The sequence below is a fragment of the Acetobacter cerevisiae genome, from assembly GCF_001580535.1.
In the GTDB taxonomy this organism is placed as follows: domain Bacteria; phylum Pseudomonadota; class Alphaproteobacteria; order Acetobacterales; family Acetobacteraceae; genus Acetobacter; species Acetobacter cerevisiae.
The window spans coordinates 1-21,464 of sequence record NZ_LHZA01000146.1 but is presented as its reverse complement, the minus strand read 5'-3'; the positions used below and the strand labels follow the sequence as shown (position 1 = coordinate 21,464).

The 21,464-nt window shown below is 61.2% G+C and carries 17 protein-coding genes; 8 read left to right on the top strand and 9 right to left on the bottom strand.

Translation table 11 applies throughout. The features are described from left to right. Positions 1-69: 69 nt before the first annotated feature. From AD928_RS08375 to AD928_RS08365, 3 genes are all read left to right on the top strand, one after another. Complete coding sequence (locus tag AD928_RS08375; RefSeq protein WP_062141816.1) at positions 70-375, top strand: CsbD family protein; 306 nt, start codon at positions 70-72, stop codon at positions 373-375. 126 nt (positions 376-501) lie between these two features. Further along, positions 502-1,131 carry a ribonuclease HII gene (locus tag AD928_RS08370; RefSeq protein ID WP_062249779.1) on the top strand — a complete coding sequence of 210 codons (630 nt, stop codon included), beginning with the start codon at positions 502-504 and terminating at the stop codon, positions 1,129-1,131. After that, positions 1,128-2,252 (top strand): site-specific DNA-methyltransferase, encoded by a 1,125-nt coding sequence (locus tag AD928_RS08365; protein ID WP_062141814.1) that lies wholly within the window; start codon positions 1,128-1,130, stop codon positions 2,250-2,252. Before AD928_RS08370 ends, AD928_RS08365 begins: the two co-directional genes overlap by 4 nt. A gap of 111 nt (positions 2,253-2,363) precedes the next feature. On the opposite strand, the gene AD928_RS08360 is transcribed toward AD928_RS08365, so the two are convergent. The 5 genes from AD928_RS08360 to AD928_RS08340 form a co-directional block, all read right to left on the bottom strand. Continuing rightward, positions 2,364-2,972: an ankyrin repeat domain-containing protein gene (locus AD928_RS08360; protein WP_062249806.1), complete on the bottom strand. Its 609-nt coding sequence runs from the start codon at positions 2,970-2,972 to the stop codon at positions 2,364-2,366. Positions 2,973-3,043: 71 nt separating this feature from the next. Continuing rightward, positions 3,044-5,215, bottom strand: coding sequence for a hypothetical protein (locus AD928_RS08355; protein ID WP_062249777.1), 2,172 nt, complete (start codon positions 5,213-5,215; stop codon positions 3,044-3,046). Positions 5,216-5,220: 5 nt separating this feature from the next. After that, positions 5,221-8,223 carry a DUF4159 domain-containing protein gene (locus AD928_RS08350; protein ID WP_062249775.1) on the bottom strand — a complete coding sequence of 1,001 codons (3,003 nt, stop codon included), beginning with the start codon at positions 8,221-8,223 and terminating at the stop codon, positions 5,221-5,223. Next, positions 8,220-9,293: a DUF58 domain-containing protein gene (locus tag AD928_RS08345; protein ID WP_082779828.1), complete on the bottom strand. Its 1,074-nt coding sequence runs from the start codon at positions 9,291-9,293 to the stop codon at positions 8,220-8,222. Before AD928_RS08345 ends, AD928_RS08350 begins: the two co-directional genes overlap by 4 nt. Positions 9,294-9,297: 4 nt before the next feature. Continuing rightward, complete coding sequence (locus AD928_RS08340; RefSeq protein WP_062249774.1) at positions 9,298-10,317, bottom strand: AAA family ATPase; 1,020 nt, start codon at positions 10,315-10,317, stop codon at positions 9,298-9,300. 131 nt (positions 10,318-10,448) lie between these two features. Here AD928_RS08340 and AD928_RS08335 point away from each other — a divergent pair, with 131 nt between their 5' ends. From AD928_RS08335 to AD928_RS08315, 5 genes are all read left to right on the top strand, one after another. Then, complete coding sequence (locus tag AD928_RS08335) at positions 10,449-11,018, top strand: DUF1285 domain-containing protein (RefSeq protein WP_233420014.1); 570 nt, start codon at positions 10,449-10,451, stop codon at positions 11,016-11,018. Continuing rightward, entirely contained in the window at positions 11,015-12,229 is a 1,215-nt protein-coding gene (locus AD928_RS08330; RefSeq protein WP_233420013.1) for a CCA tRNA nucleotidyltransferase, read from the top strand. Before AD928_RS08335 ends, AD928_RS08330 begins: the two co-directional genes overlap by 4 nt. Before the next feature lie 45 nt (positions 12,230-12,274). After that, the gene (locus AD928_RS08325) at positions 12,275-14,062 is read left to right on the top strand and encodes an ABC transporter ATP-binding protein (RefSeq protein WP_062249770.1); all 1,788 of its coding nucleotides are present in this window, start codon (positions 12,275-12,277) and stop codon (positions 14,060-14,062) included. Positions 14,063-14,249: 187 nt separating this feature from the next. After that, a complete protein-coding gene (locus AD928_RS08320; RefSeq protein WP_082779827.1) occupies positions 14,250-15,449 on the top strand; it encodes an HlyD family secretion protein in 1,200 nt (399 codons plus the stop codon). Further along, positions 15,446-17,023 (top strand): DHA2 family efflux MFS transporter permease subunit, encoded by a 1,578-nt coding sequence (locus tag AD928_RS08315; RefSeq protein WP_062249768.1) that lies wholly within the window; start codon positions 15,446-15,448, stop codon positions 17,021-17,023. The genes AD928_RS08320 and AD928_RS08315 overlap by 4 nt, the downstream gene beginning before the upstream one ends. A gap of 151 nt (positions 17,024-17,174) precedes the next feature. Here AD928_RS08315 and AD928_RS08310 read toward each other — a convergent pair whose 3' ends face one another. From AD928_RS08310 to AD928_RS08295, 4 genes are all read right to left on the bottom strand, one after another. Then, on the bottom strand, positions 17,175-18,611 hold the full coding sequence (locus tag AD928_RS08310) for a TonB-dependent receptor (protein ID WP_156470155.1): 1,437 nt from the start codon (positions 18,609-18,611) through the stop codon (positions 17,175-17,177). Further along, positions 18,578-19,579 (bottom strand): TonB-dependent receptor plug domain-containing protein, encoded by a 1,002-nt coding sequence (locus AD928_RS08305; RefSeq protein WP_167347357.1) that lies wholly within the window; start codon positions 19,577-19,579, stop codon positions 18,578-18,580. The genes AD928_RS08310 and AD928_RS08305 overlap by 34 nt, the downstream gene beginning before the upstream one ends. A gap of 277 nt (positions 19,580-19,856) precedes the next feature. Further along, positions 19,857-20,699 carry an SDR family oxidoreductase gene (locus AD928_RS08300; protein ID WP_062249762.1) on the bottom strand — a complete coding sequence of 281 codons (843 nt, stop codon included), beginning with the start codon at positions 20,697-20,699 and terminating at the stop codon, positions 19,857-19,859. A gap of 148 nt (positions 20,700-20,847) precedes the next feature. Further along, a complete protein-coding gene (locus AD928_RS08295; RefSeq protein WP_062249760.1) occupies positions 20,848-21,366 on the bottom strand; it encodes an RNA pyrophosphohydrolase in 519 nt (172 codons plus the stop codon). Positions 21,367-21,464: the final 98 nt, after the last annotated feature.

The window sequence follows — 21,464 nt, the reverse complement described above, 5'->3', positions numbered from 1 at the left end:
CGTGCTCAAACGCTATTTTATGGCGACCGGCATTCTGAATACGGAACGGTCTAAAAAAGGAGAAAGTTTATGGCTGACGATAAGCTCAAAAACATCGGCACGAAACTCGAAGGCGCAGCTGATGAAGCCAAAGGCCGCGTGAAAGACGCAGCCGGTGGTCTGACGGGTGATCTGGGTCTGCAGGCCGAAGGCAAGTACGATCAGTTCTCCGGCATGGCACAGCAGGAATTTGCTGACCTGTATGAAGAAGGCGAGGGTGTGGTGGAAAAAGCCGTGACCTTCGTGCGGGATAAACCCTTGCTTTCACTGGGTATTGTGTCCTTCGTGGGCGTGCTGCTCGGCTGGCTGGTGTTCCCGCGTTCCAAGCGCTCCTGATAAAACATTTTCACCGGGAGTCTTGCGCGTTTCGGTGAAAAGTGATTCTCCTCTTTCCACGGAGTCGGAATTGGTGCGACTCGGTTATTTTAACCGAGTCCTGCCAAACGAGTGGAAAGAGGGACCATGCCGGATTTTACACGGGAGCAGCAACACGGCGGACGCGTCGCCGGTGTTGATGAAGTCGGGCGTGGCCCGCTGGCTGGTCCCGTGGTGGCTGCCGCTGTGGTGTTTGGCGCTGGTGTGCCGGATGACCTTGCAGCCGTTATTGATGATTCCAAAAAACTGAAGCCTGCTGTGCGTGAGGCCATTGCGGCCCGCCTGCCTGATGTGCCCGGCATTGAAATTGGCCTGGGCGCTGCGTCTGCTACCGAAATTGATACGCTCAACATCCATCACGCTGCCCATCTGGCCATGCAGCGCGCCGTCGCGCGTCTGCCCCGCCTGCCGGACCATGTGCTGGTGGATGGAAATAAGCTGCCGTCTTTCGGGTGTAGTGCGGAAGCGATTGTTGGGGGCGACAGGCTCAGCCTTTCCATTGCAGCAGCATCCATCGTGGCCAAAGTGGTGCGGGATCGCATCATGGCCCGTCTTGACGTGCGCTGGCCCGCTTATGGCTGGGAACGCAATGCCGGATACGGCACCGTGGTCCACCGCGAGGCTCTGAGCAGCGTGGGGGTGACCCCGCATCATCGTAAAACATTCGGCACTGTGCGCCGGCAAATTGAACATCTTGCTATGGAGGGCCGGGCATGAGCGGCGCAAAATCAGTCACTATGGAACTTCCTCTTGATCAGATTCTGCGTGGCGAATGCGTGGAAACCATGCGCAGCCTGCCGTCTGGTTCTGTGGACTGCGTGTTTGCTGACCCGCCGTATAACCTCCAGCTGCGCGGTGAGCTGCGTCGCCCGGATGATTCCCTTGTGGACGGCGTGGATGATGACTGGGACAAGTTTTCCGATCTGGCTGAGTATGACCGCTTTACCCGCGCATGGCTGACGGAAGCGCGCCGCGTTCTGCATAAGGACGGCACCATCTGGGTGATTGGCTCTTATCACAACATTTTCCGCATTGGTGCGATCCTGCAGGATCTGGGGTTCTGGATTCTGAATGACATCGTGTGGCGCAAGTCTAACCCGATGCCGAACTTCCGTGGCCGTCGCTTTACCAATGCGCACGAGACGATGATCTGGGCCGCCCGCAGCGAAGACAGCCGCTATCGCTTCAACTATCAGGCCATGAAGGCCCTGAATGATGACGTGCAGATGCGCTCCGACTGGTATCTGCCGCTGTGCACAGGCAATGAGCGCCTGCGCAACGAACATGGCCTGAAACTGCACCCGACGCAGAAGCCGGAAAGCCTGCTGCATCGTGTTCTGCTGGCCTCAACGTCTGTTGATGATGTGGTGCTGGACCCCTTCACCGGCACGGGTACCACGCCAGCTATGGCGAAGCGTCTGCGCCGTCGGTTTATTGGGATTGAGCGTCACCCCGATTATGTGGAAGCCGCTCTGGGTCGTGTGGCGCGGGAAGAACCTCTGTCTGACGATGCCGTGATGACCACGCAGGACAAGCGCGAAGCACCGCGTGTGCCGTTTGGCAGTCTGGTTGAGCAGGGCCTTCTGTCTGCCGGTGTCGTTCTGGCTGACAAGAAGCAGCGCGTGCAGGCTACGGTTTCGCCCGATGGCACGCTGGTAAGTGGGGACAAGCGCGGCTCCATTCACAAGATGGGCGCAATGCTGACCAATGCACCGTCCTGCAACGGCTGGACCTTCTGGCACTTTGAACGGGATGGCGTCTGGCTGCCGCTGGATGTGCTGCGGCAGGAAAGTCTGGTGCAGTCTGGTCGTGGGGCCAGCAACGTGATTTCTGTCTGAGCAGCAACGGGGCTGGGGCCAGTCAGGCTTCGCCCCTGTTTGCGTTGGGTCGATGGTATAAAAAAAGCCGCCTCTTATGGGCGGCTTTTTTCGTGGCTAGACCTGATTGGTTTAGCTGCCGCCAAACCCAAGGAAACCGATATCGGGGCGGGCAGCGCCGCCGGATCTATCATAACGGCTGCTGGTCGCGGCTTCAGCATTATGTCGGCCAGCCGTGCCGCCAATGGTCAGATGGCCTGCGCCATTTTGGGTATCCATGCCGCGGGTTTGCGACGCGATATCGGTGCGCGGACGGTCATCATTGCCGCGCATGGACAGTAGCAGGAAGATGATGGGGTTCCGGTTGAGGTCAATCGCCATATCCAGCGGCGTCTGACCCAGCATGTTGCGATGGTTCAGATCCGCACCACGGTTTACGGATTCCTTGGCGGAAAGCAGGCTGCCGCGATTGATGGCGTCAAACAGAGCGGCGGTGGGTTCCATATCCGCATTGGTGCGGTCACCCTCCTCGTCGTCATTGCCTTCCGCACCCGGGATGGAGGCCGGAGGGGCGGCGCGCTTCATGGCCTTGGCGGCTTCCGCTTTCTGGGCAGCTTCTTCAGCAGCCGCCTGCGCTTCAGCCTCGCGGGCGGATTGAGCCCAGACGGGCGTAGCACAGGCAAAAAGAAGACTGCCACCAACCATGAGAGCAGCCGGAGTAAAGCGGAAGAAACGGGTCATGATCTGTCCATAGGTGGAACCTGACTTCATTATTTATCACACCCGCGTGCGGGCGGAAAGGAAAACGGTAGTCAGCGCCGTCCTTCCCGCCACCAGCCCGCAAACAGCAGGCAGAGGGACAGGCCCAGCATCAGCCATGCAGGTAGCAGGGGCGTTGCACTTTTCCCCGTGACGACATGCGCGTTGCGGTGCGGGAAGCCCATCCAGTCCGCTCCGTGCAGGGTGCTGCCGTCTGCCAGCCGCAGAGCCGGAACGCTGAGGGAAGCACTGTTCTCTCCCGTCCAGAACACGCCGCCACCAGAGGCTGAAACGACAGAGCCGATCCGGCTGGCCGTGGCCCGGAGGTCTGCAAATTCCTGCGGGTCTGGCTGCACCGGGGCAGCAAAGGCTTTGTGCGTGCCGTCATCCACCTGCCAGATGCCGGGCTTATCGGCCTGCATGCGGCCCACGCTGAGGCCGGTTGCGTCTTCCTTATTTCCGGCGTCTTCCGCTGGCGGCTTTAAAGCCAGACTGATGGCAGGGCGGCCGGGCGGGGTCACGGTCACACTTTTTTGCGCGGCATCTGCCGTGCTGCGACGGGTGACGGTGAGTTCTCCTCCGGCAATCGCGGCCGTCAGTTGCTCTTCTTCCAGTTCCGGCTCTTTCATCAGCCAGTGTGAAATCCGACGCAGCAGCTCGGCCTGCGGGCCGCCACCACCTTCACCACGCGACCACAGCCAGATCTGGTCAGACAGCAGGAGGGCCACACGCCCCTGATCCACATGGTCCAGCACCAGCAGCGGAGCGTTATCCGGCCCGCTCATTAGCGTCTGGCCATGCGTGGAATCGGGCTTGAGGGCGCGATACCACGGACCCCACTGGCCGGGGATGGTCTGGGCTGTGTCTGCTGCACTGTTCTGTGGCGGCGCACCTGGCAGGGCAGCCGTGACCGGATGGCGGCGGCCTTCAGCCGTCAGCTTTGGGCGGAAACGCTGTTCGACCATGCCGCCTTCAGAGGGCACATGCGCGGGCAGGATGTCGCCCACAGGGGTATCCTGCAGCGTGCCGGGGCCAACAAATTCCGGCCCACCCGTCAGCAACAGGCCGCCACCTTTGCGCACAAAGCTGGCGATGTTGTTCAGATAGGCGTGCGGCAGAATGTTTCTGTTCTCGAACCCGTCCAGAATGATCAGATCAAACTGGTCGATTTTGTCCTGAAACAGCTCCCGCACGGGGAAGGCGATCAGCGCCAGATCAGACAGCGGAGTGCCATCATCCTTGTCCGGCGGACGCAGAATGGTGAAGTGAATCAGATCAACCGACGGATCAGCCTTCAGCAAACGCCGCCAGACGCGCTCACCCTGATTGGGTGTGCCGGAAATCAGCAGAACGCGCAGCCGGTCCCGGATGTCGGTAATGTGGGTGACGGACTGGTTGTTGAGCTGTGAGACCTCGCCTTCCAGCGGGGCCACGGACAGGCTGACCAGCATCTGGCCCGGATGCGGCACGGGCAGGGAAATGTCCTGCGGGGAGCCTGTGCGCACGGGAATGACAACCGGATCCTCCCCATTCACCCGCAGGGTGACGTCTGCCTGTGCGCCGGGCGTGGTGCCTGGCCCGGCATCATCCACCTGCACGCGCAGTTTGGCGGGCTGGCCCACAATGGCATACGGCGGGGCTTGCAGAATGCGGAGTTGCCGGTCGGTCTCCTCGCCCTTGGCCGGCAGCAGGACATGCAGGGGCAGGGTGAGCCGTTTGCCGTCTGGCGTGGTGGGGCGCAGGCGGTCCGGCACGCTGGCCGGAATATCGGCCACCTGACCATCCGTAATCATCACCGCGCCGGCCAGCTGGTCCGGCGGAACATCGGCAGCGGCCTGTTCCAGCGCATCAAACAGGCGAGTGCCGTTATGGCCGGAATTGCGGACGGTGACGGTACGCAGGTTCAGCCCATCCGTATGGGCCTGCGCCATCGTGCTGGCCGCCTGCCGGGCGATGGAGGCCCTTTGCCCGACGGACATGGAGGGCGACTGATCCACCAGCAATAACGCCGTTTCCGGCAGCACATGCCAGCTTTCATGCAGGCGCTGCGGCCCGGCCAGCCATACCAGAACGGAGAGCATGGCTGCCAGCCGGAAGAAAGCCCCCTTGGTGCGGCGGAAGAGCGCATAGCCGCACAGAACAACAGCAAGAATGCCAAGTGTTGCCAGCACCCAGAGCGGCACCAGCGGAGCAAAACCGAGAGAGCGGGCGAGAGACTGAGACATGGTGCTTATTCTCCCAGCCGCTTGAGCAACATGGGCACATGCACCTGATCGGCTTTGTAGTTGCCTGTCAGCGCATAAATGATGGTGTTGACGCCAAAGCGATACGCAAGCTGACGCTGGTCCGCACCATCAGGCAGGACGGCAAACGGGGTATTACCGCTTTCATCCACCGCCCAGGCGTGCGCCCAGTCTGCTGAGCCGATAATCACCGGGCTGACATCATCATTCTCGGCTTCTCCTTCCCGCGCGACCCAGACGGGCTGTTCCGCGTAACGCCCGGGAAATTCGTGCAGCATATAGAAGGTGTGCGCCAGCAGGTGATGGTCCGTCATGGTCATGAGCGGCGGAATGGGCAGGCCAGCCGTAACGCGGCGCAGTGCCGAGCGTGTGCCGGGAGCATCACCCGCATAAGGGCCGGAGGCGTTGGTCTGACTGCCGGCATCCTGCCCCTGCGTATCAATCAGCACAATGCCGCCATGGGCCATGAAGGCGGTGAGGGCGGCGGTCATGGCAGGAGTGGGGGCGGCGTCCGGCGTGATGGGCCAGTAGAGCAGCGGGTAATAGCTCAGATCATCCTGCCCAGGCCTGACCCCGTCCGGGTGGCCGAGCATGGCGGAGGTGCGGGCGTTGGTATAGTCCGACAAGCCCTGAAGCCCCTGACGAGAGACGGTATCAATATCGTCATGCCCGGTGATGACATAGGCCAGCCGTGTTTCGAGCGCCGCTCCGGGGACGGGCGTCGAGCCGGAGGGGGCTGTGGCGGAAGAAGGCGGGGACGACACCGCTGCGCCATTGTCTCCGGAACCGGAAGCTGATGCCGATACGGACGTGGAACTGGACGCTGTTCCGGCATTCGTTCCTGTGGCTCCCGCGGAGGCCCCGACGGGGGCTGTTGGAGTATGCCCGGAAGGCGCGCTTTGTGCGTAGGCGAAAACCGGGAAAGTCAGTGCACCAGCCAGCAGTAGAGACAGGCCATGTTTGCCCGCGCCGTGCTTTGTCACGGAGCGCAGAGAAAGGCCTGCACGCATGGCCAGAACCAGCAGGCCATCCAGCAGAAGCAAGACGGCTGCGGCACAGAGGAAGACCGGAGCCAGCGCCGTATCCGGCCTGCGTCCACCGGGGCTGGTGACGGTGCCGACCGGCGTTGCAGGGGCAAGTGCTGTGATCTGGCTACTGGCGTTCAACGCACGGCGGGCGGCACGCGGGCCATACAGGCCGGGCGGATGGGCTGGAGAGACGGCTGTGCGGGCGAAGTCGCTCGCTTTCAGGCCGCGGGCAGCGGGCGGCGGCGGCCCGAGCACGCCGTCTCCATCCAGTGTGAGAACCGGGGCCAGAAGCGTGTCATCTGCCGGAATGGTTACGCCATTGGCGTGGTCGGTCAGTCTTTGCAGTATGGAGACAAACAGGCCGGAGAGCGGCAGGTTGGACCAGTCCGCCGTGCTGCTGACATGGAAGAGGATGATGTCGCCCTTGCCCAGAGCCGCATGCGTCACCAGTGGCGTGCCATCGGCCAGACGTGCCCAGCTATGGGCGGCGAGGTCCGCCACAGGACTGGCCAGAACCTGCCGGGAAATGGTGACATCTGCCGGAATATCCAGCCCGTGGAACGGAGAGGTGGCATCAAACGGGGCCAGCTTTTGCGGCGCGCCCCACGTCATGGTGCCGCCGAGCTGGCGGGAGCCGTCCAGCAAAGCGACGGGTAGCAGGTCAGCCGTTGGGTCTGCTGAAGGAGTGCCCGTTGCGGAGCGGGTTTCCGGTGTGTCTATATCGTCCCCAGCAGGGGCCTCAGGGGCGGATTCAGCCCCATCTGCGTTTGCACCATGTTGTGCGCCGGCCAGAGCAGGGCCGGCAAAGCGGATCAGGGTGCCGCCCTTTTTTACCCAGTCCTTCACCTTCTGGCGGATGGCCGGGTTTGCCAGTGTGCCATCCGGCGCGATGATGACGGAGAGCGGCTGAGCGAGCAGGGTGGCCGGTGTTCCCTCATGCAGATCGGCCGTGGGGGCAAGGGCGCGGCGCAGATAGAACAGCGGGCCGATGAGCGGGGTATCCGCTGCGCCGGAGGTCATCAGCCCCACAGGGCGCAGGCGGTCGCCTTCATCAAACAGGAGTGTTGTGGCGGCACTGGCCTGACCAGCCAGAGAAAGCTGGTCAATCCGGTTGCGCACGGCTGTCGGCAGCGTGACGGGAACATCTATCTGCGTGGCTCCGGCGGGCAGAACCAGCGGCAGGACCGCCAACGTGCCGCCATCCTGCGCATGCACGCGCACGGACAAGGAGCGTGGAGCGGGCTGTGGCAGAGCCAGAAGACGCGCCATCTGGGTGCTGTTGCGTTCAGCTGCCGGGGCAAGAGCCAGAACAGAGGCGTCCGGGAAATGGATTTCCTGCACCGGACCAAAAGCGCGCAGGGCGCGGGCAAAAATGTCATCCCCCGGGGAGGCGACGCCATCTGCCAGATAGAGCACGCTGCCATCGGCATGCGGCAGTTTGCTCAGCGCACGCGCTACGGCAGCGCGGTCTGTGCGCCAGGGGGCAGGGCGCATGCTGTCCAGTTCCTGCCGCACAGCGACGGCGGCGCGGGGGGCGGGGGGCTGGATTTCGTGGCCGTCGGCGGCGGGAGCGGTGCGGACAAACAGAATGGTGCGACCGGCGTGATCGGCGTCATCCACCAGTCCTTGTGCTGTGGCAATGCGCCGCCCCCAGTCTGAGGCAGAGAACAGGCCATCATCCATGACCAGAAGCAGAGGGCCATGCCCGGTGCTGGGCAGGCGATCCCCCGGAAGCACCGGCTGAGCCAGCCCGAGAACCAGACAGGCCACAGCGGCAAGCCGGACCAGCAGAAGCCACAAAGGAGAGCGGACAGCGTCATTCTGATGCGGGCGCAAAGTGCGCAGCAGGGCGACGGCGGGGAAAATCTGGGCGCGCGGAGCGGGCGGTGTGGCGCGGAGCAACCACCAGACAACCGGGAGTGTCAGCAGGCCAAGCAGGGCCAGCGGGGCGAGAAAAATCATGAGCGCACCCCGGACTGGCCAGACAGAAGAGCATGGAGCGCCAGCAGCGTGGGCATAGGCGGCGCTTCCGTGCTGTGCAGAACAAGGTCATGCCCGTACCGAGTGGCAAGTGTGGCAAGCTGCGCGTTCCGGGCTTCGACCAGATGCACGTAGTCCTGTTGCAGGCTTTGCACGTTGGGCAGGTCGATCTCAGGCTCGCCTTCCAGTCCTTCAAACCGCACGCGGCCCTGATACGGCAGGGTGCGTTCAGCCGGGTCTGTCACCTGCACCAGATGAGTGCGGACAGGGCGACCGGCCAGATGATGCAGGCAGGTTTGAAAGGCGTCCTCCGCACAGAGAAAATCACTGACAACCAGCAGTTGTGCATAGCGTGGTAACACGGCGGAGGGAGGCAGTGCCAGACGCTTGGCCTCCGGTGTGCTGGCAAGCTGGGCCAGCCCTAAGGCCAGCCGTTCCAGCGGGCTGCCACCGGGGGGCAGAATGGCCGGGCCGGTGGGGGTGAGAAGCTGAACACGCTCCCCGTTCCGCAGCAGGAGGGCGGCGGTTGCGAGGGCAATCAGAATGGCGCTGTCCTGCTTTTCCGGCAGGGGCGGGCTGGAGCGCCACACCATGGAGGGGGACAGGTCACACCAGATGAAAACGGTCTGGGCGGATTCGGCTTCCGTCTCACGAACATAGGCATGCGTGCTGCGGGCGGACTGCCGCCAGTCGATATGGCTGGCAGGCTCGCCGGGTAAAGCCTGCCGATATTGCCAGAAGGTTTCTCCGCCACCGGAGCGCCGCTGGCCATGCTGCCCGGCAAACAGGGTTGCGGCAATATGGTCGGCCTGCAAGACCAGCCCCGGCAGACGCGCCGCCAGAGCGGCGGCCGTGTTGGTGCTGTTGGTTGCCAGACTCGGGGAGGAAACAGGCTGCCCGGTTCTGGGGCGTAAGGCTCCAAACAGACCGCCAGAGGAGTCAGCCGCGCTGCCATTCGCTCCACGGCGTGCGGAGGGGCGCGCATCGGACGGCGCTCCCTGAGCGAACAGGCGGCGGAACAGGCTGGATGGAGAAAAAGCAGACCGGGCCAAAGGGTTAGCCCAGCCGGTTGACGAGCCGCGTCAGCACATCGTCCAGCTGCACGCCGTCTGCCCGGGCGGCAAAGGTCAGCGCCATACGGTGCGCCAGCACGGGGCGGGCGAGGGCAATCACGTCATCCAGACTGGGGGAGAGCCGCCCATCCAGCAGAGCGCGGGCACGGGTGGCCAGCATCAGCGCCTGTGCAGCACGCGGGCCGGGGCCCCAGGCAATCTGGCTGCGGAGGGTTTCATCCGGTGAGGTTTCCGGGCGGGCTGAGCGGACCAGAGCCAGAATGGCATCCACAATTTTTTCACCCACCGGCAGGCGGCGGACCAGAGCCTGTGCGTCCATCAGCCCGGTGGTGTCCATAATCGGCTGGGCCTGTGCATCCTGCGTGCCGGTGGTGGCCAGAAGCATGGTGCGTTCGGCCTGCTCATCCGGGAAAGTCAGTGGAATTTGCAGCATGAAGCGATCAAGCTGGGCTTCCGGCAGCGGGTAGGTGCCTTCCTGCTCCAGTGGATTCTGGGTAGCGAGCACATGGAAGGGGCGCGGCAGCGGATGTTCGGCCCCGGCAATGGCCACGCGACGTTCCTGCATGGCCTGCAACAGGGCGGACTGGGTGCGCGGGCTGGCGCGGTTGATTTCATCCGCCATCAGCAACTGGCAGAACACAGGGCCGGGCACAAAGCGGAAGCTGCGGCGGCCTGAGGCGTCTTCATCCAGAATTTCACTGCCGGTAATGTCAGACGGCATCAGGTCGGGCGTAAACTGCACGCGGCGGGCGTGCAGCCCCAGAACGGTGCCAAGCGTTGTCACCAACAATGTTTTACCCAGCCCCGGCGCGCCCACCAGCAGTGCGTGGCCACCTGCCAGAATGGCGGTCAGCGTCTGGCTGATCACTTTGTCCTGACCAAAGATGATGCGGGACGTTTCCTGCCGGGCACGCTGGAGGCGTTCACAGATCATATCCGCTTCACGCACGTCGGGCATGGTGGCAGGCTGGCTGGCGAGGGGCGATGTGTCTGATGAGGTCATGGGTCCAGTCTGACAGATACAGGGCTTACATCAAGCGGGGTATCATCCCTATATCATGCTCAAAGCAGTGAAACAGTCACGAACAGGATGCTCCACCGGTGAATGCTGAAGGCCAAACCCAGAAGAATGCGGTGTCTCACCACACCGCCTGCACGGAAAAAGCCGCAACGGGCGAGGCGCCGGGGAAGCTGCCGTTTCTTATTCGTCGTGATGGTGTCTGGCTTTATCGCGGGTCACCCATCAAGCGGAAGGAAATGGTCTGTCTGTTCGGCTCCTTGCTGACGCGGGATGAGGCAGGCGGGTATCTGCTGCGCTCCCCGTTTGAGACGGGGTATATTGACGTAGAGGACGTGCCCTTTCTGGCTGTGGAACTGGACTGGAAAGGCTGTGGCCGCATGCAGAAGCTGTGTTTCCGCACCAATGTGGATGAACCCGTGGTCGCCAGCCGTGAGCATCCGATTCGGGCTGTCTGGAATGTGCCGAGCGAGGCCTGTGGCGACGGGGGCTGTCCGCCCTATCTGCTTGTACGCACAGGAGAAGGGCAGTTTCCGATAGAAGCGCGTCTGTCTCGCCCGGTCTGGTATGAACTGGCGGCGCTGGCAGAACCCGGCATGTGTCATGGCGTGCCCTGCATGGGCGTGTGGAGTTGCGATTGCTTCTTCCCGCTGGCCCGGATGCCTGCCGAAAACTCCGATATATGATGACACAACAGCAGGCCGCGGAAACGCATCTTTCCCCGCAGCAAAACCACGCGCTTGCGCTGATCTGGCAGGTCCTGCCGGAGGCGCGCCTTGTGGGCGGTGTCGTGCGGGATCTGCTGGTGGGGCGGGCCGTTGCCGATATTGATATGGCGACCCCGGAGCCGCCGGAGCAGGTGCTGGAGATGTTGAAAAAGGCCGGGATCAAGGTCGTGCCCACAGGTCTGGCGCATGGGACCGTGACTGCGGTGATTGACGCCGCCCCGTATGAAATCACCACCCTGCGGCGTGATGTGGAGACGGACGGGCGGCATGCCGTCGTGGCGTGGACTGCCGACTGGCGGGAAGACGCCGCCCGGCGCGATTTTACCATCAACGCCATGTCACGCGGGCGGGATGGCGTTCTGCATGATTATTTTGGCGGGCGGGATGATCTGGCGCAGGGCGGGGTGCGCTTTGTGGGAGAAGCCGCGACCCGCATTGAGGAAGACGCGCTGCGGATTCTCCGCTTTTTCCGTTTTCAGGCGCGGTATGGCAGCAATCAGCCTGACCCCGAGGCCATGCAGGCCATTACGCAGCAGGCGGATTTGTTGCGCGGGCTTTCTGTTGAGCGAATCTGGTCCGAACTCAAACGGATTCTGACTGGGCCGAATGTGCCGAATGTGCTGACGCTGATGGACCGGACGGGTGTGCTGGCCGTGCTGTTTCCTGGTGGTGTGACATGTGCGCGTCTGGTGCGCATGCTGGATGCTGGTGGGCCTGCGGATGCGGTTCTGCGTCTGGCGGCTCTGGTGCCTGAAGAGAAAGCCGGACTGGCTCGTCGCCTGAAACTTTCAAAGGCAGAGGGCGCCTTTCTGATTGGCGTGTCCAGCGGGCCTGTACCGGAGCCCGGCATGACAGACGCTGATCTGCGCCGCCTGCTGGTGAAGGACCCACCCGAAGTGCTGCTGGGGCGCACATGGTTGTGGCAGGCAGAAGAGCCGGACAGTGCACTACCGGACGACTGGCTTGCGCTGAGGAGCGCGCTCTCCGCGATGTCACCGCCGGTTTTCCCACTGGCCGGGCGTGATGTTCTGGCCGCAGGGCACCCGCCGGGGCCGCAGGTTGGGGCTGTGCTGGAGCAGGTGCGCGCATGGTGGCTGGCGGAGGGCTGCACGCCGCCGCGGGACGTGTGTCTGGCGTTCCTGAAAAAGGTTTTAAAACCACAAAGCTAGGGTGCCCCTTTGCATAGCGAGGCATGAGGCTGGTAGAGGTCTCGCATGACTTCTGCAAAGCCTGATGCTGCGGCTGCTGCCCGCCGCCGTTCCCTGCTGCCCGATGACTCACGCGTTCTGCTGCAACGCCTCTGGCGGGAGCAGGTGCGTCAACACCCTGCGCGTATTACTGCGGTGATTGGACTGACGGTGCTGACCGCCGCTCTGACGGCTCTGTATCCCCTGGTCATTCAGCGGGCGCTGGACATGTTTGCCACGCATGATTCCCGCATTCTGTATCAGGTGCCGCTGCTGGTGGTGCTCATCACCATTTCCAAGGCGGCCTCGCAATATGCGCAGACTCTGGCAGCGCAGGGGCTGGTGCTGGTGGTGATTCGTGGCCTACAGGGCGAGATGTTTGACCATCTGGTGCAAACTGACGTGACCCGCATTGAGCGGGAACCACCCGCCAAACTGGCAGCTCGCTTTACAACAGATGCCGTCTCCATCCGCGAGGCGATGATCCGCGCCGTCAATTCTCTGGGTGATGTGGTGACAGTGGTCGGGCTGATTGCCTCCATGTTCTACATGGACTGGGAACTGAGCCTGATTGCCGGTCTGCTGTACCCCATTGCCGCTGTGCCAATTCAAAAGCTCGGCAAACGTGTGCGCCGGGCGTCCGGTGGCATGCAGGAGAGAATCGGTGAGACGGCAGCTTTTCTGACGGAAAGCTTCTCTCAGGCCCGCACCGTTCGCGTGTACGGCATGGAGCAGAAGGAGAGTGCGCGGGCCGCTCTGTCCTTTGACCATCTTTATAGCGCGATGCTGCGTATTACCCGTGGCCGTGCCCGTGTGGACCCTCTGTTGGAGGCACTCGGCGGTTCTGCCGTGGCGGCTGTGCTGGGCTTTGCGGGCTGGCGCGCAGCAATGGGCGGGGCGACGCTAGGGGACTTCTCCGGCTTTGTCGCGGCTCTGCTGCTGGCCGCACGACCGCTGCGGGCGCTGGGTGCGCTGAATGCAGCCTTGCAGGAAGGTCTGGCAGGCCTTGTGCGTGTGTTTGATGTGATTGATGAAAAACCGGCTGTGCTGGAACGGGCCGGGGCCATTACGCTGCCGCCGGGGCAGGGGCATCTGGCGTTTGAAGATGTCGGCTTTATCTACCCGGACGGGCGTGTGGGGCTGGATGGGTTGAGTCTTGAAGCCGCTCCCGGTTTTACCGTCGCTCTGGTTGGCCCCTCTGGCGCGGGCAAGTCGACGGCCCTGTCTCTGGTGCCGCGTCTGCATGATGTGACGTCTGGCCGGATCAGGCTGGACGGGGTGGACCTGCGGGATCTCACGCTCTCCAGTCTGCGGCATGCCATTGCCTATGTCAGTCAGGACCCGCTGCTGTTCGACCTCTCCATCCGCGATAATATTCTGATCGGGCAGGAAGATGCGTCCGATGAGGCCGTGCGGGAAGCCGCCCGAGCCGCTGCGGCAGAGCCGTTTATTCTGGCGCTGCCGGATGGGTATGACACGGTGGTTGGCCCCGGTGGCCAGCGCCTGTCCGGCGGCCAGCGGCAGCGCGTGGCGCTTGCTCGCGCTCTGCTGCGGAATCCGCGCCTGCTGTTGCTGGATGAAGCCACCAGCGCACTGGATAGCGAGAACGAGGCCGCCGTGCAGGAAGCGCTGAGCACTCTTCGCCATTCCCGCACCACCATTGTTGTCGCGCATCGGTTGTCCACCATCCGTTCGGCGGATCTGGTGGTGGTTATGCGGGAAGGGCGTGCGGTGGAATATGGCACGCATGACGAGCTGATTGCGCAGGATGGTCTGTATGCCCGGCTGGTCCGCACGCAGGGGCTGGACCGTTAAAGCGGGTCTTTTTTCCCACAGCGGATAAGGCTTTTTGGTTGGAATAGGGGCTGCGCGCTGCATGCACGCTTGAAGCCTTTTTCCGATCATGCCACATACTGACCGAACCGGTCGGTCAGCGGGGCGGGGGCGAGAGCTTCCGTGACTGGCTTTGTGTATGAAGTGTGTCTCAGGGACGGGAAACAGAATGGCCGAAGACCATAACGAACAGTCTGATGCAACGTCTGATAACGGGCAGGCCCCGCCGGAAAAGAAGAAAAGCGGGCGCGGCAAGGTTATTCTGACATGCGTTGTCATTATGCTGGCGGTGGCGGCCGGGGTTTACTGGTTCCTGACGCGCAATGAAGTGGAAACGGACGACGCCTTTACCGCAGGCCGCGCCGTCTCCATCGCCCCGCATGTGGGCGGCTATGTGACGGAACTGCTGGTGAACGATAACCAGTTTGTTCGCAAAGGGCAGGTTCTGGCCCGCATTGACCCCAGAGACTGGCAGGCCGCGCGTGATAAAGCCGCAGGCCTTTTGGAAAAATCTCAGGCCGGTATGCAGGCTAGTGACATGATGCACATAGTTGCCATGCAGAGCTATCCGGGTCAGCTGGTCCGCGCGCAGGGGAACCTGGCGGCTGCCAAAGCGCAGTTGTTCAAGGCGGAAACCGATTATAAACGGCAGCATTCAGTCGAGCGCGCCGCAACCTCGCAGCAGGATATTGATTACGCCCGCGCTGCGCTGGAAGCCGCAAAAGCGCAGGTGCAGGAAGCGCAGGGTGCCGTGCAGATTGCCACCCCGGTGCAGCCGAACATCAAAAACGCGCAGATTACGGTCAGCCAGCAGGAAGGTCAGGCCAAAGCAGATCAGGCCGAGCTGGATAACGCGAACCTCAATCTGGAATGGACGGTGATCCGTGCTCCGTGTGACGGCTGGATTTCCCAGCGTAATCTGGAGCAGGGCAACTACGTCCGCGCCGGGCAGGTTGTGCTGTCCATTGTGGAGCCGGAAGTCTGGGTTATGGCCAACTACAAGGAAACGCAGATCACCCGTATCCGCCCCGGTCAGACGGTGGATATCAAGGTGGATGCCTATCCGTCTCTCAAGCTGCACGGACATGTCGATTCCCTGCAGAAGGGCACAGGGGCAACCTTCAGCGCCTTCCCGCCTGAAAACGCGACCGGCAACTACGTGAAGATCGTGCAGCGTGTGCCGGTGAAAATCCTGATTGATGACGGTCTGGACCCCAATCAGCAGCTGGCTCTCGGCATGTCCGTGATCCCCGTTGTGCATGTGGATACGCAGGGCCATTCCGATGCCGCGCCGCAGGATGTGCAGCAGGCCGTGGCGCAGCGCCAGAAAGCAGCCTCCACAGCTGGTCACGAGACCGCCGCGCAATGAGTGCTCAGGACGAGGTCGCCGCCGGAGGGTGGAAGCCCAAGCATAATCCATGGTCCGTCGCCTTCATTGTGACGATGGCGGCGTTCATGGAAATTCTGGATACGACAATCGTCAACGTGTCCCTGCCGCACATCGCCGGGAGCTTATCCAGCACCTACGATGATGCGACATGGACGCTCACGGCTTACCTCGTCGCAAATGGTATTGTACTCACCATCTCCGGGTGGCTGGGCAAGGTTTTTGGCCGAAAACGGTACTTTCTGATCTGTATTGTGATGTTTACGGTCTCCTCCTTTCTGTGTGGCATGGTCACCAGTCTGGCGGAGCTGATTGTGTTCCGCATGATGCAGGGCTTCTTTGGGGGCGGTCTGCAACCTAATCAGCAGTCCATTATTCTGGATAGTTTTCCGCCGGAAAAACGCGCGGCAGCCTTTGGGCTGACGGCGATTGCGGCGGTCGTCGGGCCGGTGATTGGCCCGACGCTGGGCGGCTGGATTACCGATAACTTCTCATGGCGCTGGATCTTCTTCATCAACGTGCCGTTCGGGATTCTGACAACGCTGGGTGTGGCGGCTCTGGTGGAAGATCCGCCGTGGGCCAGAAAGCGAAAAGCCCCGGTGGATCTGATCGGTATCAGTCTCATCACCATCGGGTTCAGTTGTCTGGAAGTGATGGTGGACCGTGGGGAAGATGCCGACTGGTTCGGCTCCACCTTTATCCGCGTGATGTGCGTGCTTGCCGTGCTGGGGCTGGGTGGTGCCGTGATGTGGCTGCTGCATACGGATAAACCTGCGGTGGATCTGCGGGTGTTCAAGGATCGCAACTTTGCTGTGGGCACGGCAATGATGGGGGCGATGGGCGCACTGCTTTATTCCTCTGCAATTATCGTCCCGCAGTTTGCCCAGCAGGTTATGGGTTATACGGCCACGCTGGCCGGACTGGTTCTTTCTCCGGGCGGGATTGCGGTCATTATCCTCATCCCGATTGTGGGAAAGCTGATGAGCATTTTCAGCGTCCGTAGCGTCATCGCGTTAGGTTTTACGCTGATGGGGCTGTCGCTGTTCTTCTCAGCACAACTGACGCCGCTGCTGGATTTTAAGCATCTGGTCTTCTTCCGTATGAGCCAGACGGCATGCCTTGCGTTCCTGTTTGTGCCGCTTTCCACTATTGCGTATTCCACTATTCCGGGACATCTGAATGCGGATGCGTCGGCGTTGTTCAGTATGTCGCGTAACGTGCTGGGGTCTCTGGCTATTTCCGGGGCCACGGCGCTGCTGATGGAGCGCAAACAGGCGCATCAGGCGCATATGGTCCATTGGATGACGCCTTATAACCAGCCGTATAATGAGTATCTGACGCAGGCTCAGAATGCAGGCATCAATCGGGGCCTGACGCCTGAGAGTGCGCAGGCTGTGGCCCAGCATGTGCAGTATCTGGAGTTCTCCCGTCAGGTTGCCATGCTGACCTATAACGAGGTCTTCATGATCCTCGGGATTGGCGCGTTCCTGTGCGTGCCGTTCTGCTTCCTGCTGTCCAACATCAAAAGCGGCGGCAAGCCGACGGGCGCGCACTAGAGTGCGCTGTAACTCGTGATTCAAACAGATTGAATCACGAGTTTCCCGGAGGGCGAGGGAGGCCCGCCTTGATGCCGAACCTGATCTAATCCCTGCCGCTTTGCGCACCGCGCAGGAAGTCGCATATGCGTCAACCTCATCACAGCATGTTCTAAAAGCCGGTTGAGACGGAAACGACCCCGGCAAAGCCTCCACCTACAAAATAGGTGGGAGCCTTTCCCGCAATGGTGGTGCCGTAAACCCCCTGTGTGGTGCGGGCGTTTGCGGAAACACTGTTAACCCCGGACAGATAACCCGACTGACCAAGATTGATCAGATTGAGCTGGATCTGGGGAGAGCGCGCAAACCCCACCTGCCGCAGCCGGTAGCCCATGCTGAGATTGGCCGTCATAAAGCCCGGAATACGCTCATCATTCATGAAGGTGGAATAGGTGGGTCCCACGTAACTGAGCGTGAACTGACCAAACAGATGCGTGTCATCATAAGATAAACCAAGACTGCCGGAAAAATCGGGGGTGCGAATGGCCTTTTTGCCGCGTGTGGGCAGGTAGTCCATGCCTGATTTCAGGTTATTGTCGATGGTGGCGTGAATATACTGGCCCGAGAGATAAGGGCTGAAATGGTGCCAGGGCTTGAGCCCGACCTCAATCTGTGCGCCACGGGCTGTCTGCCCCCCTCCATTGAGAGATTCCGTCACTAGCGCACCATTCAGATTGCTTGTTGTACTGATCTGGCGATTTGTAAAATTGTAATTGAAGAGGGCCGCAGAGACGTTGATCTGCCCGGTGTGGCGGTAGCCCACTTCTTCACCAATGGAATATTCGGGCCGTGTGTCACTGGTGGCGCTACGGGTCTGTGCGCCGGTGGCGACGCTGAAACGGTCATTATAGCTGGAAATACCGGAGGGAGCGCGGAACCCCGTTGTCCCGTTCAGGAAGATCTGGTCGTGGGGCGTCAGGTCATAACTGGCGGAAAGCTGTGGCTGGGGCGAGAAATAGCTGGCCCCGTTGCGGTACCGTGCGCCTGCAAGCTGGTTGCTGACGGTGCGCGTGACCATAATGGCGCGAAACGTGGCGGAAAGCGTCAGCCGGTTGGACAGGGCACGAAAGCGGTCCTGCACAAACAGGGCATTCACCTGCTGCACCAGATGCGAGTTGTAGGATGTCAGCGGGTCTCCTGATGCCGTCAGAATAGGGTAAGAACCCCGCATGTTGGAAACCCCGCCATCTGCATTCACAGCGGCATAACGGGAGGGATCTGAATAATCATAGTAGGAATACCACGCGCCCCCTGTCAGGCTGTTGCGCCCAGCATCCCAGCGCAGGGACGCCGTGATGCCGGAATGGGTCTGCTTAAAGGTATCCGTCGCAACTGCGGTAATCAGGCCTGTTCCGGGGGCAGCACTGGCTTGTAGCGGCCCGGCGGGCTGGTTGCCCTGATAGCTGTGCTGCGGGTCAAGCGTGGTGCCAAACCCATCATATCCCGAGACATAAATGAAATAGGGCGTCAGCGAGAGATGGAAGTGCCGGTTTAGCCTGAATTCCAGAGGGGCTGTCAGCAAGGTCTGGGCGCGGGCGTTTTCCTGCAACAGGTAATAGGAACTGTCACTCTCGTATAATGGGATGAATAATTGAAATGGGTGCCACTGGCATCCCACTGCGTACGCGTCGGTGCGCGCAGGTAATATTGCCGCTGCCGGTTGAAGGAAAAAATGAGCGAGGCCGAACTGCCCTTGCCCCATTCCCGCAGCAGGCGGCTGTCCACATGGTAGCGTGGGCTGTCTCCGGCCCCGCGCCACTGGTTGGCATTGCGGTAGGAAAAGGAGGCAAAACCGGTTACCCCTGTATGGCCAATTTCTCCACTGTCCAGCCGCAGAAATTCACGGTTGAGCGCATAGGACCCGTAAGAGAGATCCATAAAACCGCCTGCTGTTTTGCGCGGTTTGATCATGTGTACACTCAGCTGGCCGCCTACCGCGTTGTAAAGCGGTGCCGTCGCTTCCGCTGCGCCCTGCGTGAGGGTGACGGAACTGATGTTTTCCGTATCTGCCGTGGCGGAGGTGTAAGGCATCAGAAAAAGCGGCGGGGCAGCGGGCACGCCTTCAAACAGATACCCGATTTCCGTCTGGTCCAGCCCGCGGATGGAAAGGCCCTGCTGCTCATCATTCGTGCCGAGCGGGTCATTGGCGGAATAGATCACGCCGGGCAGGGCGGCAATCATGGCCGTGGGGCTCTCAGTGGGGCTTTGGCGGGCAATGTAGTCTCGCGTCAGGCCGCTCTGCGCGTGGGGCGCATGCTGTTGCGACATCAGGCCACCGCCTGCAGTGCGGCCCGTGGTGCCATCTGCTGTGGTGTGGCTTTTGACGGTAACGTATTCCGGGTGCGCAGGTGCTGAGCTTTTCTTTTTCTGCTCGCGTCTTGTTTCTTCCGTTGTCGTGCTGGATGTTTCCGTAGCGGCATCCGCCTCAGGCGTACCACACAGGCCGGATAATGCCGTTGCCAGCATAAGCATGGAGACGAGAGTGCTGTCGGGAAAAGAAGAGGAGGCGCGCGGCATGCAGGTCAGACTTTTCATCGGATTTTATTGATTTTTTCATAGCCTATCGGTCTTCTGGGAAGATTCAAATGTTATATCATAACATTTCTGTTAGGAGGCCTGTGAAGCATCGTTCAGCCTGCCTGTGCGCGCGCATTAAAGGTGCTTCGGGCGGTAGATATGGAAAGGGGGAAAGAGACGTGCTCTTTCCCCCTTTTTTTGTGCCCGCATGATGCGGCGGGGCTTTTTGTAAAACTCTGGAGATAAGAACCGGTTTTGCGTACCGGGGTTTATTGCGTCAGACCGGTGTGCCGGGCTTGATATCGTAGGCTTTCTGGACAATTTCCGGGCGTGTGCCCAGACCATCTGTGACTTTCTGTGTCCAGGCGGCGTCCATCTGTTCGCGCTGTTGCGGAATGATTTCCTTCGGTTCCACGTTCCGATAGGACTTGATGCTTCCGTTGATGACCCCAACTGTGGTTTTGAAAACCGACTCCGGATCATACTGTTCATGGGGGAAGGCAATTTTACTGTAATCGAACAGGCGTTTTGACGGATCGTCTTCCCAGCTTTTCCATGTGTCAAACATGCGGTCATTAAAGCCGGTGAGGAACGGGCCGGGGTTGACGGTGGCAACCTCAATACCGAATTCGCGCACTTCCTGACTTAAAGATGCGGCAATGGCTTCGACCGCATGTTTGGAAGAGGAATAGGCTGCGGTGAAAGGATCTGCCGTGAGGCCAGCCACGGAGGACATGAATACGACCTTGCCCTTTTTCTTCGCCACCATTTTTCTCAGGACAATCTGCGTTAGCAGGACCGGGCCGATAATATTGACTTCATACTGACGACGCAGGTTTTTAGCCGGGATATCGGCCACAGCGCCGCCTTCGGAAATGCCAGCGTTATTCAACAGAATATCAACATCCCAGTCTTCGGCTTTCTGGCGATCGCCTTCATGCGTGACATCAAGCTTTTCGACCTGAAGCGTGACATTGCGACTGCGGGCTTCTTCTGAAAGTTCGTAAACCTGCGGGGCAATTTCCACACCAGCGATGACGTCAAAGCCTTCGGCTGCAAGACGGAGAGCAACTTCACGGCCAAAACCCGTGCCTGCGCCTGTAATCAGGACTGTCGTCATGGTGTTTTCCTTTAAGCTTAAGGGAAGGGTGCTGCCGTCACGCCAGACAGCCCCCGTTGCTTAAAGGGACGCACAGCCTCGCCCGGAGTTCCGATCAACTCTCAGGCGGTTCTGGCAGGAGAGATATGTTTTTAGAGAAAAATGGGGATCAGACTGGCGTTGCGAGCGGCCCGAAATCCTGCACCAGACGTTCATAAATCGGCTTTTTGAACCCGACATTGCCGGAGGGCAGGTCGGCCAGTTCGATCCACTGGAAAGCATCAAATTCCGGGGGTGTCTGGGCGTCCAGCCGGATATCGGCATCGGTGCCGGTAAAGGCCAGCGCAAACCATTTCTGGGTCTGCCCGCGGAAGCGGCCACCCAGCGCCTTGCCGATCAGATAATCCGGCAGATCATACGTAATCCAGTCTGGATGTTCCTGCAGGATGCGCAGCCTGCTGGCATCTAAGCCCAGTTCTTCCTGCACTTCCCGAAAGACGGCTGTTGTCGGGTCTTCCCCTTCATCAATCCCGCCTTGCGGGCATTGCCAGACGCCTTCGGAAAGCGGGCCGCCTGCGCCGGGCTGGTCCGTACGGCGGGCGATAAGGATACGGCCATCGGCCCGAAAAATCATGGCGGCGACGTTCGGGCGGTAGGGCAGGCTTTCTGCCTTAGGGCTGGTGCTCATTGCGGGAGTCCGAGAGAGGTGGGGCCGTTCTGGGCGTTGGGTGTGGCGTTGTGAACGTTCACATGCATGGCGCCAGTTGCAGCTGTGGGCGGGGGTGG